13 protein-coding genes are annotated in these 13,617 nt (G+C 52.6%); 9 read left to right on the top strand and 4 right to left on the bottom strand.

Annotated elements, in window-relative coordinates:
• Positions 1 to 141: 141 nt before the first annotated feature.
• A complete protein-coding gene (locus tag QZ766_RS11640) occupies positions 142 to 633 on the top strand; it encodes a hypothetical protein (RefSeq protein WP_297202001.1) in 492 nt (163 codons plus the stop codon).
• A 39-nt stretch (positions 634 to 672) separates the two neighbouring features.
• Here the strand turns inward: QZ766_RS11640 and QZ766_RS11635 are convergent, their stop codons facing one another.
• The 4 genes from QZ766_RS11635 to QZ766_RS11620 all read right to left on the bottom strand — a co-directional run bounded on the left by QZ766_RS11635 (position 673) and on the right by QZ766_RS11620 (position 3,649).
• Positions 673 to 1,557 carry a DMT family transporter gene (locus QZ766_RS11635; protein ID WP_297201997.1) on the bottom strand — a complete coding sequence of 295 codons (885 nt, stop codon included), beginning with the start codon at positions 1,555 to 1,557 and terminating at the stop codon, positions 673 to 675.
• A 101-nt stretch (positions 1,558 to 1,658) separates the two neighbouring features.
• Positions 1,659 to 2,444 carry a helix-turn-helix transcriptional regulator gene (locus tag QZ766_RS11630; RefSeq protein ID WP_297201993.1) on the bottom strand — a complete coding sequence of 262 codons (786 nt, stop codon included), beginning with the start codon at positions 2,442 to 2,444 and terminating at the stop codon, positions 1,659 to 1,661.
• 200 nt (positions 2,445 to 2,644) lie between these two features.
• Entirely contained in the window at positions 2,645 to 3,115 is a 471-nt protein-coding gene (locus QZ766_RS11625) for a YhcH/YjgK/YiaL family protein (RefSeq protein WP_297201990.1), read from the bottom strand.
• 9 nt (positions 3,116 to 3,124) lie between these two features.
• The gene (locus tag QZ766_RS11620) at positions 3,125 to 3,649 is read right to left on the bottom strand and encodes a gluconokinase (protein ID WP_297201987.1); all 525 of its coding nucleotides are present in this window, start codon (positions 3,647 to 3,649) and stop codon (positions 3,125 to 3,127) included.
• A 372-nt stretch (positions 3,650 to 4,021) separates the two neighbouring features.
• Between QZ766_RS11620 and QZ766_RS11615 the strand changes: the two genes are divergently transcribed.
• The 8 genes from QZ766_RS11615 (at position 4,022) to QZ766_RS11580 (ending at position 13,580) form a co-directional block, all read left to right on the top strand.
• Positions 4,022 to 5,014: a LacI family DNA-binding transcriptional regulator gene (locus QZ766_RS11615; protein WP_297202322.1), complete on the top strand. Its 993-nt coding sequence runs from the start codon at positions 4,022 to 4,024 to the stop codon at positions 5,012 to 5,014.
• Positions 5,015 to 5,206: 192 nt separating this feature from the next.
• Positions 5,207 to 6,157 (top strand): 2-hydroxyacid dehydrogenase, encoded by a 951-nt coding sequence (locus QZ766_RS11610; RefSeq protein WP_297201984.1) that lies wholly within the window; start codon positions 5,207 to 5,209, stop codon positions 6,155 to 6,157.
• A gap of 89 nt (positions 6,158 to 6,246) precedes the next feature.
• Positions 6,247 to 7,557, top strand: a complete 1,311-nt coding sequence (locus QZ766_RS11605; RefSeq protein ID WP_297201981.1) for an MFS transporter — start codon at positions 6,247 to 6,249, stop codon at positions 7,555 to 7,557.
• A gap of 593 nt (positions 7,558 to 8,150) precedes the next feature.
• Entirely contained in the window at positions 8,151 to 8,735 is a 585-nt protein-coding gene (locus QZ766_RS11600) for a sugar dehydrogenase complex small subunit (RefSeq protein WP_297201978.1), read from the top strand.
• Positions 8,732 to 10,384 (top strand): GMC family oxidoreductase, encoded by a 1,653-nt coding sequence (locus QZ766_RS11595; protein ID WP_297201975.1) that lies wholly within the window; start codon positions 8,732 to 8,734, stop codon positions 10,382 to 10,384. Before QZ766_RS11600 ends, QZ766_RS11595 begins: the two co-directional genes overlap by 4 nt.
• The gene (locus QZ766_RS11590; protein WP_297201972.1) at positions 10,381 to 11,799 is read left to right on the top strand and encodes a cytochrome c; all 1,419 of its coding nucleotides are present in this window, start codon (positions 10,381 to 10,383) and stop codon (positions 11,797 to 11,799) included. The genes QZ766_RS11595 and QZ766_RS11590 overlap by 4 nt, the downstream gene beginning before the upstream one ends.
• 543 nt (positions 11,800 to 12,342) lie before the next feature.
• The gene (locus tag QZ766_RS11585; protein WP_297201969.1) at positions 12,343 to 12,963 is read left to right on the top strand and encodes a LuxR C-terminal-related transcriptional regulator; all 621 of its coding nucleotides are present in this window, start codon (positions 12,343 to 12,345) and stop codon (positions 12,961 to 12,963) included.
• Between the two features lie 68 nt (positions 12,964 to 13,031).
• Positions 13,032 to 13,580 carry a spore coat U domain-containing protein gene (locus tag QZ766_RS11580; RefSeq protein WP_297201966.1) on the top strand — a complete coding sequence of 183 codons (549 nt, stop codon included), beginning with the start codon at positions 13,032 to 13,034 and terminating at the stop codon, positions 13,578 to 13,580.
• Positions 13,581 to 13,617 lie beyond the last annotated feature (37 nt).

Raw genomic sequence — 13,617 nt, 5'->3', positions numbered from 1 at the left:
GCAACCTCCACACACCGCATGAGGGCGTGGTGAAACCTGCGTGACGCAGCCCGCTACGGTACCTGGCTACCGATCGCTAATGCCCTGCCGGGATATGCTATAAAATACCGATGCGTTAATCACCAGACTGAAGAGGACTGTATGAGCCGATATCAGACGATCAGAAATTCCGCGCTTGTCGCCGCTGTTTGCGGTATGGCAAGCCTTGCTGCCCATTCTGCCGTTCTCAACGGCGGGCACACGAGCAGCGCTGACGATGTGCGCTTGCTGGGCACGCAGCCGCGCTCTGCGGCGGAAAAAACAAAAACCCGCGACGATCTCAAGCTGTCGCCGCCGCTGTACCGCTTAAAGGAGCAGGCTAAACAGCAAAAATCCCGGCAGCCGGGGAAAACAAGCGCAGCCGGACAGAGCTCGCCTGCCCCCTTACTTAACGTCGATATTATCGTTGAGGGGGACATCGATCGCCTGCGCGGCGCTCTCTCGAAGGCCGGCCTCACCGTGAACGCTGTTTACGGCAACAGCGTCGGCGGAACCATCGCGGCCAAGGATCTTGAAGCGCTGTCTAAAATTGCGGCGGTGAAGCGGATTACTATGCCTGAGATGAGGACAAAGGCGGGAGCTGTCAGGGAGTAGGCAAGTGTGCACCTGAAGCCCCGCGCGCTGCGGCGCTACTCAGCGACGGCGCGACATCGCAACCAGCCCGGCGGCTATGATGAGGGCTCCGAATAACTGGTGGGTGGAGGGCGTTTGCCCGTAAAGCATGAACGCGATTAGTGCGGCGAACAGCGGGCAGAGAAAGAGGAATCCGCTGGTCTGCACGGATCCGCCGAGACGCAGAGCGGCAAACCAGAGTCCCATTGCCCCCGTCGAGGCGGGTATAGCCAGCCAGAGGAACATCAGCCAGTGATACGGCGTAGAGGGCAGTGCCGGCGCGGTTTCGCCCAGCGCCGCTGCTACTGAGAGAAATAACGATCCCAGTAACATCTGCCAGAATGTAATAATCCAGGGTGAAAGCGGAAGTTGACATTTTTTATTGAAAACCGTTGCACAGGCCCAGCATGACGAAGCAAGAATCACCAACATGACTCCCGTCCCCTCCTGCCTGCCATCAGGAATACCAATGCAGATAACAACGCCAGCAAACGCAATGATCATTCCCAAAATTGTAGATAAAGATGAGCGCTCGTGAAGAAATAGTCTGGCGAGAATAATGACCAGCAGCGGGTTACTCGCCATAATAATTGCCGCTGTAGGCGGTGCGATTGATACTAATCCCATATTCAGAAATGCCATGACGCCCGCAGTCTGCAGCGCCCCAATAATGACGAGTTTACCCCAGGGTAAGGAGGCTAATTTTAAATGCGCTTTACGCATCTGAATTATTACCACAGGAATTAGCGTAAGCGCAGCTACCAAAAATCGTCCGGCAGCCGTCCATAAAGGTGGGATATCACTTATAATAACTTTGGTACTGACGAATGACGACCCTTGCAAAAATGTCGATGCCAGAACTAAAACAAGATATGTTCCTTTCGGCGATAGCTTTAACGCAGCCATAAGCAATGCACTCCCGGTATTCTGTATTATTTGATTATTATAATGAGGAGTGTAATGACGTATTCTTCGTTCAGGACGCTATTTATCGCGAATGCGCCAGTTTATGCTTTGCTATAGAAACTCGGCACTTTTCCCGTCACGCGTTTGAACATCGCCGTAAATGATGCCTGCGAGCTGTAACCGAGACTTTCGGAAACGCGCCCAATCCGCTCACCTGATATCAATCTGGGGACGGCATCAATAATGCGCAGCTGCTGTCGCCAGGCGGTGAACGGCATACCTGTTTCAGCCTGAAATAGCCTCGTCAGGGTTCTTGCCGTTGCCCCCACGAATCTCCCCCACTCCGCAAGTGAGCGCTGATCCCCCGGTTTTTTTGATAATTCGAAGCATAACCGCTGTAATCTTTTATCTTTACCTGTCGGCAGACGCAGGCCTGTTTCTACGGCGCGCCGCATCTCTTCCAGAGCAAGGGAAAGCAGGCGTGATTCAAAACTGCCAGCCGGATAATTCACCGGAAATGCCGCAGCGCAGGCAAGTAGCTCTTTGAGCAGCGGAGAGATAGTTACGCCCTCGGCTTTGGTCGGTAGAGCATCTGCGAACGCATCCACGTTCACATACAGCGTTCTTAAAGATACCTGCGTGCGGGTAGTCATTTCATGTTCGACATGCGGCGGGATCCATACTCCGCGCAGTGGAGGGATAACCCAATACTCATCGGCAGTTCTGAGTTCCATCACGCCCGATGCTGCGTACACCAGCTGGCCGCGATCGTGCTGATGCCGGGAGATATAGTGGCCAGCCGGATACTCTTTTGGCATGGCGACTATTGCGTTATCAGCGTTAACCCATTTATCTAAATCATGGCTAAGCGTGGGATTTACGCACATGCAGGAACCTGCTTTTTTCTTAGGATGAGATTGATTAAACGGGAGGGTGAGCCTTCTGGCAAGAACTGATTAGTGCTGTTGGTTCAGTGCTGTTAATCACAATATAACCGGGCCACAAGCAGGGAAATTTCCCTGTTATTATGAGATTCTCACTCTCCTGGATGTGGATACCCGGCGCTATTGCAAACTTTTTACCAGGACTATGCCAGTAGTGCAGTATCTATTTTAGCGACAATTTTACGCAATGCTGCCGGCGTCGCGCATGTACTCATCGGGCGATGTAACTCACCGGGAAAAATGATCGCTAGCTCGCCCGGCTGCAGATGAATCAACGTTTCGCCAGGAATTGCCGCGCAGAAGCCGAGATCGTGATTGTCATTGAAAGGCTCGCTTAACGTCAGCGGGAGCCCCTGAACACCGGCGCCAATCACTTCGCTGCCCTCTAATACGATATGGATATCCAGATACTGTCGATGAAACTCTGGCTTTTGCACTTCCAGCGGTTTCGTTTCTCCGGCAACGACGTTAAAAAACATCTGCTTATCTTTAACCTGATAATGCCCCTCCGGGAGCTCGTACGGGTTACTCTCAATAATGGTTTCCAGCAACTGGCGAATCGCTGCCGGGTAAAATTTATTTTCCGCCGAAGAGATTAATGCATCAATAATCATAATAATGTCTCAGAGTTGGGAAGTGGGATGTTGGAATAGATGGGTAATACACAGACTGACAATATTGTCGACGGAAGGCGTGATATCGACTGCAATGACATCAGGTTCATCCTGTCCCGGGGCTTCAAGGGTAGAGAACTGGCTCTGGAGGAGAGATTCAGGCATGAAATGACCCGCACGCTGATGCATACGTTCCATGACCATGCCAAACTGGCCGTGTAGCCACACAAAATGAACATGTTGATTGCCAGCACGCAGTTGATCCCGGTAGCTTTTTTTTAATGCTGAGCAGACCAGCACCCCAATCTCATTTTTCTTTTCGATGCTGTAGATCACATCCGACAGCCTGCCGAGCCAGGGCTGGCGATCGGTGTCATCAAGCGCTTGTCCGGATGCCATTTTGTCGATGTTGTGGCGGGGATGCAGATCGTCCCCGTCAATAAACTTCGCATTCAAGGCCCTGGACAGCGCGAGGCCCACCGTGGATTTTCCCGTACCGGATACGCCCATTATGATAATGCTCTGACCTGCCATAATTTCGATCCTCAGACAGCCGCTACGGCATTGTGATCATTGACTGGCAACTCAGTGAAGTTACGGAGTTTCTGAATGCCGGCGCGATTAAATTCTTTATCCTCAGGACCAATATGTATTCCTTACCCGGTGTTACTGAGGGTTCAGAGCGGAAACAACGGATTGAGTACCATCTATCTCACCGTTTTTATCCACCTGAGATTGTGAGATAGATCACTAAAAAAAATGTTACGAAACGAGGTTACCGACTTTGCGATCCGCCCCAGAAAATCGCCGCATCTAGCCTCTGTTGTGGCCCGATGCGGCGATTTCCATTTACCCCCCGGGCAGGCATAATGAAAGGCTCGATCCCGGTAATCACTGGCAGAAATGATGAAAGTGCAGCGCATTACACTAAATGATATTGCCACTTTGGCCGGCGTAACAAAAATGACCGTCAGCCGATATTTACGCACGCCTGAAAAAGTGAAATCAGAAACTGCCCTGCGTATTGCCAGCGTGATAGAAGAGTTGGGATATCAGCCCGATCCGGATAATCCGACCGTTAGCAGCAATGCTATCGAGCGAATTGGCGTGCTTGTTCCCTCATTTAATAACCAGATATTTGCCGATTTACTGTCAGGGGTTGAAGCGGCTGCCTCCGTTCAGGGCTATCAGACATTGGTCGTGAACTACGATTACGACAGCCAGAAGGAAGAGGAGCAAATTGCCACAGTACTGGCCTTTAACGTGAAAGCCCTGCTGCTGACGGAAAGCGTACACAGCATGAGGGCAGAGAAATACCTGCGCAATGCGCGGATCCCCGTTGCAGAGGTGATGGGGCTGGCGGAGAACCCTGGGCGAATTAACGTGGGTTTTGATAATCAACGTGCCGGGCTGGATATGACCCGTATGCTGCTGGCCAGCGGTAAGCAACAGATAATCTATTTTGGATCGATGTCCGATGTGCGGGACGAGCAGCGCTATGCAGGATACTGCCAGGCGATGGCTGAGGTGGGGCTTAAACCCGGCCGCATTTCCCCCGGCAAGGTCTCTTCTGTCACTATCGGCGCCGGCATGATGACCCTGGCACGCCAGATGTATCCAGGAATGGACGGGATATTATGCACTAATGACGACCTTGCGGTGGGGGTACTGCGTGAATGCCATGCCAGCGGTATCAAGGTGCCTGAACAATTAGCGATTGCCGGGTTCCACGGGCTGGAAATTGGCCAGGTCACCACGCCAAAACTGGCCAGCGTGCTGACCCCGCGTTTTGAGATGGGCAAGGTAGCCACAGAAATCTTAATTAAGAAAATAAAGGGGTTGCCAACAATTGAACGCGTGGATCTGCATTATCGATTATCCATGGGGGAAACTATTTAACCCTTATTTTCAATGCTCCATAGCTTGTATTCACTAAAGCCCACCTAAGTTTTTAAGAAATGCCTGTCCGATCACGCTAGTTGTAACACCCTTTTTTAACACCCCCCGCCGTGACGACGATCACAAAAATGAGCTGTTAAATAACGTCTGATACAGGGCATACGCAGTTTTCCTTCAGACAGGATCGTGATTATGCACAAAAATAGTAAACCAGCTGTTTTACTTGTCGCCCCCGTGATGGACGCCTTACAGGCCGCACTGGATGAGCGCTACCGGGTTTTTCGCCTGTATGAGCAAGCAAATATTGCCGATTTTCTGTCCAGTAGCGGTGCGGAAATTCAGGCTGTGGTCACCCGCGGTGACGTGGGCATTACCCGTGAGGTGCTGGATCAGCTGCCTCAGTTAGGCGTGATTGCGGTCTTTGGCGTGGGTACCGATGCGATCGATCTCGACATCACGCGAAAGCGTAATATCCAGGTGGGTATTACAGCGGGTGTGCTAACGGATGATGTTGCAGATCTCGCGATGGGGCTTTTGCTGGCAAGCAGCCGCCGCCTGAGTCAGGGAGATCGTTTCGTCCGTGAAGGGCGCTGGGAGAGCACCCCGCCGCCGCTGGCAACCAAGGTTAGCGGCAAACGTATCGGCCTCGTTGGCATGGGGAATATTGGCCAGGCGATTGCCCGCCGGGCAAAAGGCTTTGATATGACCATCCAGTACACGGCACGCCATCGCAACAGCAGCCTGGATTATCCGTGGCACGCCGATCTGCGCACGCTGGCTAAAGAGAGTGACTATCTGGTTATTGCTGCCTCAGGCAGTGCTGAAAACCGCGGAATTATCGACGCCAGCGTATTTAGCGTAATGCCAAAACATGCGTGGCTGATTAATATTGCCAGGGGCAGTCTGGTGGATGAGCCGGCGCTGATTGAGGCGCTACAGAACCATGTGATTGCCGGGGCCGCGCTTGACGTGTTTGAAAATGAGCCGCATGTCTCAGAGGCGTTTTTCTCTCTCGACAATGTATTGTTACAGCCCCACGTGGCGAGCGCCACGGTAGAAACGCGCCAGGCAATGAGCCAGTCAGTATTAGATAATCTCGATGGTTATTTTCAGCACAAAGATATCCCCGGATTAATTAAATAAAATATTATTAACCGATATTTTTACTTTTACTCTTTACCTGTCGCAATCAGAAACACTTTGGTTGTAGCTACTATAGCCGAGAAATTAATATGAAAGATAAGATACCAGGAACTCGCTGGATGCGTATTATCGCACCAATACTTATTGCCTGTATTATGTCATTTATGGATCGGGTCAATATTAGCTTTGCCTTACCCGGCGGTATGGAGCAAGATTTAGGTATCACCAGCCAGATGGCCGGCGTTGCCAGCGGCATATTTTTTATTGGCTATTTATTCCTGCAAATTCCGGGCGGACGAATTGCAGTTTACGGCAGCGGAAAGCGCTTTATTGCCTGGTCCCTGCTGGTGTGGGCGATAGTTTCCATTGCTACCGGCTTTGTTACTCATGAATACCAGCTGCTGGTATTGCGCTTTATCCTCGGTGTCTCGGAAGGGGGAATGTTGCCGGTGGTACTGACGATTGTCAGTAACTGGTTCCCGGAAAAAGAGTTGGGCCGGGCTAACGCATTCGTCATGATGTTTGCCCCGCTTGGCGGAATACTGACCGCCCCGGTTTCCGGCATGATTATTGCCGCACTTGACTGGCGCTGGCTGTTTATCATCGAAGGATTGCTCTCTGTGGTGATATTGGCTATCTGGTGGCTGGTTATCAGCGACAGACCGGAAGAGGCGACCTGGCTCCCGGAGAGAGAGCGGGAGTACTTGCTTACTGAGTTAGGCCGCGAACGTAAAGCCCGTGAAAGTCTGGAACCCGTGAGTAAAGCACCATTGAAAGCCGTGTTCCGCAACAAAGGATTGGTGCGTCTGGTCATTCTTAACTTTTTTTACCAGACGGGAGATTATGGTTACACCCTCTGGTTACCCACAATCCTAAAAAATCTTACCGGAGGCAGCATGGCCAGCGTTGGGATGCTGGCTATACTGCCCTTTGTCGCCACTCTGGTGGGCATTTATGTGATTTCGCTGTTCAGCGATCGGAGCGGCAAACGCCGCCTGTGGATCCGCTTCTCGCTGTACTCCTTTGCAGCGGCGCTGGTCGCTTCCGTGATCCTGCGCGAGCATGTGGTGGCGTCCTACATTGCCCTCATTGTTTGCGGCTTCTTCCTCAAATCGGCCACCAGCCCGTTCTGGTCAATTCCCGGACGTATTGCCGCGCCAGAAGTGGCGGGTAGCGCCCGCGGGGTAATTAACGGCCTGGGTAACCTCGGGGGGTTCTGCGGTCCATATCTGGTGGGGGTCATGGTTTACCTCTACGGGCAGAATGTGGCGGTCTGTGCGCTTGCCGTATCGCTGCTGCTGGCCGGGAGCATCACGTTCCTGCTACCGAAAGCGTGCGACTTTTCGCCGACGGAAACCGGTGGTGCTGATACGTCGGTTGAAGGATCAAAAGTAATCTGATGAAGGGCTGTGGCGGCTTAACCGGCCGCTTATCGCCCAAATAATTCGAGTGGCTCAATCCTTGTCTGATACGTTGATCAGCGCTCGCGCTGATCCCGTAATGATGAGACCGCAGATCGAATAATGAGGCAGGAGAACAAATTCCCCGGGATGTTACTGGCATCAGCAACCGGGGTAAGTCCATCGCCTCAAAAACGACCATGCAGGCAAAACTACCTGGCCCGCGTTCTGTTTTGCTACTCCCTCATCCTTACTCTTGCATCACAACGAAATGCACTTTAATGGTAAAAAAGAGCAATTCCATAATGATAATGTGTAGCTATGATTGTTTACTTTAAGGGAGCTTCTCTTTATTGATTATTCATGCTCTGTTACGGCTGGATATGACATAACCTTCAAATAATCCTGTAAAAAAAATCAACATCGGTAAATGGTCCTAAAAATAATTTACGATATTAAATTATTAAGTACCCCTTGCTCGTTTTCTACGCCTTTATTTATTTTCGCCGCTTAGTCTTCATAGCTAAGGGCATCTCAGGGCATGGTGAAAAGCAAGAATAAAAATGTACTGATTTATTATTATGGAGTTGAGTATGTCTTTACACACCTCGCTAACGCGAAGAGAGGCGATAGCCAGGATGGCGGCCGTCATGGTCACATCCAGCCTGCTGCCCTATTCGACCATCGCGCATGCGGAACGCGCACAAGTTACAGCCGCGCCGCTGGAGTACGCCCAGTTTTTGCAGATTTCACAAAAAATCACCGAGTTTGACCAGTTAGACGTCGCGCTTTCAGCCCGCTATTTTTCGGCGCTGCACGCGCGCTTTCCGCAGCTGAGCCAGCAGCTCAGCACGCTCTATGCCCTTAGCCAACAGGCTGCGGATGCTCAGAACTTTATCCAGCTGGCCCGGGAGCACGGACTGGAAAGATTAATCCTGGCGATCAACACCGCGTGGTATACCGGCACCGTCGATCCCGCCAGCGTCGACGACAGCCGGCTGGTTGCCTATAAAGAGGCGCTAATGTACCGCACCGTGCAGGATGCTCTGGTTGTTCCGACCTGGTGCGCCTTCGGCCCCCTCTGGTGGACCGAACTGCCGCCGGGAGTGACACGCCAGCCTTCCATACCCGCCACCGATTTGCCTGTCGCGTCTGTAAATGAAGGGGGCAATGCGTGAAAAGCCCAATAATAAATACCAACGGCGACGCTGAAGCCGACGTGGTGATTGTCGGTTCCGGCATCGTCGGCGGCCTGATGGCGGATGCGCTGGTGAGCCAGGGCTATTCGGTACTGGTGCTTGAAGCGGGGCCGCGCATCGAACGTGGTCAGGTGGTGGAGAACTGGCGCAATATGCCGCTGCGTAATCGCGCAGGCTCTGACTTCCAGGGGCTTTATCCCCAGTCGGAGTACGCCACCGCGCCGCTTTACTTTCCGGAAAACGATTACATCAAGCTCACCGGCCCCAATGGCTCCAGCTTCAAACAGGGCTACCTGCGGGTGGTCGGCGGGACAACATGGCACTGGGCGGCCTCCTGCTGGCGCAACCACCCCAATGATTTTCGCATGCAATCGCGATACGGCGTCGGGCGAGACTGGCCCATCTCCTATGGGGAAATTGAGCCGTGGTATGCCAAAGCAGAAGAGGAGATTGGCGTAGCCGGACCGAACAATCCGGCGTGGCAGTCGCCCTCCGAGCGCAGCGGGCCCTATCCGATGGACATGGTTCCCTGGGCCTACGGCGACCGGCGCATCGCGGAGATAGTCAATCCTCACGGTTTTAAATCGGTGCCTATCCCGCAGGGGCGCAGCACCCGCCCCTGGCAGGAGCGGCCTACCTGCTGCGGCAACAATAACTGCCAGCCGATTTGCCCCATCGGCGCGATGTACAACGGGATTCATCATATTGAGCGGGCCGAGCATAAGGGGGCGAAAGTGATCCCCGAAGCCGTGGTCTACAAAATCGATACCGGGGAGAGCAACCGCGTGACCGCCGTTCACTGGTACGACACCGCACACGTATCCCACCGGGCGACCGGCAAAAATTTCGTGCTGGCCTGCAACGGCATTGAAAACCCCCGCCTGCTGCTGCTGGCGGCCAATGAGCAAAACCCGAACGGCATTGCCAACAGCTCCGATCAGGTGGGGCGCAACATGATGGACCACTCCGGGCTGCACTGCTCATTTCTCGCCCGCGAGCCGCTGTGGATTGGCCGCGGCCCGGCGCAGAGCAGCTGCATGGTGGGCTATCGCGACGGCGATTTCCGGGCCGATCACTCTGCCAACAAGATTATTGTTAACAACATCAACCGGGTGATCCCCTCCGCCATTGAGGTTCTGAAAAAGGGCACGGTAGGTAAGGCATTGCAGGAGGAAATTCGCGATCGCGCCAGCCGATCGGTGGATCTCTCGATAAGCCTGGAGCCGCTGCCGGATCCGAACAATCGCCTGACCCTGAGTACAACGCGTAAAGACAAGCACGGCCTGGCGTGCCCGGACATCCACTATGACGTCGGGGACTACGTGCGCAAGGGGCTGGAAGTGGTGAAAACCCAGCTGCGTCAGATAGGCGACCTGTTTGATGCCGAAGAGTTTGTCATTAATGACGCGCTGAACGCCAATAACCACATTATGGGCGGCCACATCATGGGCAGCGATCCGAAGACGTCGGTGGTGGATGGCAACTGCCGCGCCCACGATCATTCTAATCTGTGGATCCCGGGTGGAGGAGCGATGGCCTCAGCCAGCGTGGTCAATACCACGTTAACCATGGCAGCGCTTAGCCTGAAGGCGGCCAGTGACGTGATTCGCGATCTGGAGGGGAAATGAACACATTATCCCACTCGCTGACGGCGGCGCTGCTGCTGGGATGCGGCTTCGCGGCACACGCCGCGGAAAGCGTCGATGATAATCTGATTGCGCAGGGCAAGGCACTTGCCGTTGCCTCGGACTGCATGGCCTGCCATACCAATACGCCCGGGAAGGGAAAAGCGTTTGCCGGAGGATACGGTATCGCCTCGCCGGTAGGCGCCATCTACACCACCAACATTACCCCCTCTGTAAAATACGGCATCGGCAGCTATTCGGAAGCCGAGTTCGCCGCGGCTTTGCGTACCGGGATCCGCAAAGACGGTGCCCACCTCTATCCGGCAATGCCCTACACCGCCTATACGCGCCTGAGCGACGACCAGATCCACGCCCTCTATACCTATTTTATGCACGGCGTGGCGCCCGTGGATCAGCCGGCGGCCCATCAGACCGATCTCCCCTTCCCGTTCAACATTCGCTTTTCACTGGCCATGTGGAACATGATCTTTCTCGACAACGCGCGCTTTACGCCAAATCCCGCGCAAGGAGAGAAGGTGAACGAAGGGGCAGAACTGGTAGAGGGCCCCGGCCACTGCGGAACCTGCCACACGCCGCGCAATATCCTGCTGGCAGAGGACAACTCTCATTTTCTGGAAGGCGCGCAGCTGGGCTCCTGGTATGCACCCAACATTACCGCCGATCCCGAGCGAGGGATCGGTGACTGGAGCGAACAGGAGCTGGTGTCATACCTGAAAACCGGCCGCGCAACAGGCCGCGCGCAGGCTGCCGGCCCGATGGCTGAAGCCGTGGAGCACAGCTTTCAGTACCTGACCGATCGGCAGCTGCAGGCGATTGCCGCCTACCTGAAGGCCGCGCCCTATAAGAGTGAAGGAAACAAAAGTGAGTCAGCCGTTCCCCGGGAGGCCCGCTATAACGTTGAGCTAAATTTGCGCGGTGCCAATCCTCCCAACGTCAACCACACCCTTAATAGCGGCGAGGCACTCTACAGCGGCTACTGCGCCAGCTGCCATCAACCCGACGGCAGCGGCAGCCGGGGGCAGGAATATCCTTCACTGTTTAACAACTCAGCCACGTTAAGGGACAATCCATCAAACCTGATCTCCACCATCCTGCAGGGCGTTAATCGCCAGGTCGGGGAGAAACATGTTCTGATGCCCGGCTTCGGTAAAGGCTCCTATGTTGGTGAATTAACCGACAAGCAGGTGGCGGATATTGCCAACTTTGTTCTGCAGAAGTACGGCAACAGCGCCGTTAGCGTTACCGAGGCCGATGTGGAAGAGGTGCGGGCGGGCGGACCAAAACCGCTTCTGGCGCGGGCGCAGCCAGTATTTATTCCGGGAATGGCGGCCGGGGCGGTTATCGTCATTGTGCTGATCATCGGATTGTGGCGCCGGCGCGCGCGGCGCCGGGGATAGCCTGATTGATGCATCGGGCGTCGCCGCTGGCGCCGCCCGATTTTTTATCTGCGATCGCGATCCATGCCGGAGAATATGGATATTTTAAGTGACCTTATTCGCGTATTTTAAGGGATAAGGCGCATGATGACGCGATGTGCTACTCACCTACTTAATTCCGCCCTATCCTTGTTTAAGCTTATGAATAATTGAATGAATTATAACTAGCAGGCTGGTTACTCAGCAATTGCAGCTGGAAACATTCCCTTTCAAATGGTACAACTCTACTTACCTTTAAGTAAGTATTATCAGAGCACCTGAAGAGTTACCGATAATTGTGGGCCGGATTAATCCAACCTAAGTAAAATCCTAGAACCATCCCCCTCCCCTAAAACCGCATCCAATATTTTCGTTTAGAAAAATAATGAAACTTTATCCTTCCTGATAAGTAAACTCACCTGTATCGCAGAGTAATACGCTAGTAAGATAACATAAATGCTTTTTTATTTTTTTATTCTGCCGTTGCATCATCAAAATTTAAGTTAGTAGTACATTAATAGCACGATGAAGAACGTTGCCATTTTAGATACAAATGCTTTAGTCAGGCTGTCTTTTCAGCACCTGTTTCCTCCAGATATTATAAGAATACGGGGACTCTTAAATCGATTTAACCCACTACAGATCATGCTGGATGCAAACTATCTTGATGTTGTCGTCATGGAGCTTTTTGACAATGATTATTCCGCTGTGGAAGGACTTCATTTTATAAACAAAAACCAGGCTCACTGGGAAACGGTAAAGCTCATCATTTTCACCGAGGTTGAGGAACCATTTTTAATTAAGTCATTGATAAAACTCAAACCATTCGCAGTTGTGTCTAAAAAAGATAGCGTTAAGGATCTTAAATTTGCGCTGCTAAACTCCGCCCCCGCGGCGGCTTTTCGCAGCCCTGAGATTTTAAAAAAAATAGCAGCACCGTTGCATAAAGCACTATCAGTTCGCGAGATTCAAATATTGTCATTAATCATTGCAAATCACACCGTACAAGAAGTATCAGAAATGTTAAATATTAGTTGTAAGACAGTGTATATCCATAAATATAATATTATGAAGAAAGCGGGCGTAAAGCGCCTGTTCGAGCTTAGCGATCAACTTATGAAATACAGCTCATGCCATACAGCGTGAATGTACCACCCTCCTTTTTTATTAAATAAATTACTTTCAGACGTTATTAATACGAGGCTCTTTTATATATGAAAAAAATGAATAACAAATCACCAGGTGTTATATGTGCAGCGTTGGCACTAATGCTGGCGCCTGGTGTATATGCAGCGGGAACTTTAACAGGAAAAATTGGCGTCCAGCTGGTTATTGGCGCTGGATGTACCGTCAATAATAATTCTACGTCCGAGGGCAGCAACAATTGGGGTACTCTCGACTTTGGTACGCATTCCAGCCTGAACAGCATTATTGACGGGACGGTTACAGGCAGCAACGGCAGCAGTGGTATTACCATCAACTGCAGCGAAGGGCTTACGCCAACGCTCACTCTCGATGCCGGTCAGAACGGCTCCGGCAACGTGCGAAATCTTTCCGCAGGTAGCGGCGACACGCTGATTCCTTATCGCCTTTATAGCGACAGCGCGCGCACCAGCATTATTAATCCGAACGCGCCTATTACGCTTGCTGACTCAACCCAGGATCTTCCTGTTTATGGTCGGGTAGTACCAGAAGATCAGAGAACGCCATCCCCTGCTGCCGGGACCTATAACGATATCGTTATCGCGACCCTTGCCTGGTAACAGCGACGACCGGTGGCGCATTGACCAGGGAGAGGAT

Origin of the sequence: uncultured Pluralibacter sp., assembly GCF_913775985.1 — a bacterium.
Taxonomy (GTDB): domain Bacteria; phylum Pseudomonadota; class Gammaproteobacteria; order Enterobacterales; family Enterobacteriaceae; genus Pluralibacter.
This window is presented reverse-complemented; position numbering and strand designations above follow the sequence as displayed.

Coding starts and splice junctions, on each gene's coding strand:
- QZ766_RS11625 (WP_297201990.1), bottom strand. CDS start 3,115: ATGATTATTGATGCATTAATCTCTTCGGCGGAAAATAAATTTTACCCG.
- QZ766_RS11580 (WP_297201966.1), top strand. CDS start 13,032: ATGAAAAAAATGAATAACAAATCACCAGGTGTTATATGTGCAGCGTTG.
- QZ766_RS11605 (WP_297201981.1), top strand. CDS start 6,247: ATGAAAGATAAGATACCAGGAACTCGCTGGATGCGTATTATCGCACCA.
- QZ766_RS11620 (WP_297201987.1), bottom strand. CDS start 3,649: ATGGCAGGTCAGAGCATTATCATAATGGGCGTATCCGGTACGGGAAAA.
- QZ766_RS11590 (WP_297201972.1), top strand. CDS start 10,381: ATGAACACATTATCCCACTCGCTGACGGCGGCGCTGCTGCTGGGATGC.
- QZ766_RS11640 (WP_297202001.1), top strand. CDS start 142: ATGAGCCGATATCAGACGATCAGAAATTCCGCGCTTGTCGCCGCTGTT.
- QZ766_RS11635 (WP_297201997.1), bottom strand. CDS start 1,557: ATGGCTGCGTTAAAGCTATCGCCGAAAGGAACATATCTTGTTTTAGTT.
- QZ766_RS11585 (WP_297201969.1), top strand. CDS start 12,343: ATGAAGAACGTTGCCATTTTAGATACAAATGCTTTAGTCAGGCTGTCT.
- QZ766_RS11615 (WP_297202322.1), top strand. CDS start 4,022: ATGAAAGTGCAGCGCATTACACTAAATGATATTGCCACTTTGGCCGGC.
- QZ766_RS11630 (WP_297201993.1), bottom strand. CDS start 2,444: ATGTGCGTAAATCCCACGCTTAGCCATGATTTAGATAAATGGGTTAAC.
- QZ766_RS11600 (WP_297201978.1), top strand. CDS start 8,151: ATGTCTTTACACACCTCGCTAACGCGAAGAGAGGCGATAGCCAGGATG.
- QZ766_RS11610 (WP_297201984.1), top strand. CDS start 5,207: ATGCACAAAAATAGTAAACCAGCTGTTTTACTTGTCGCCCCCGTGATG.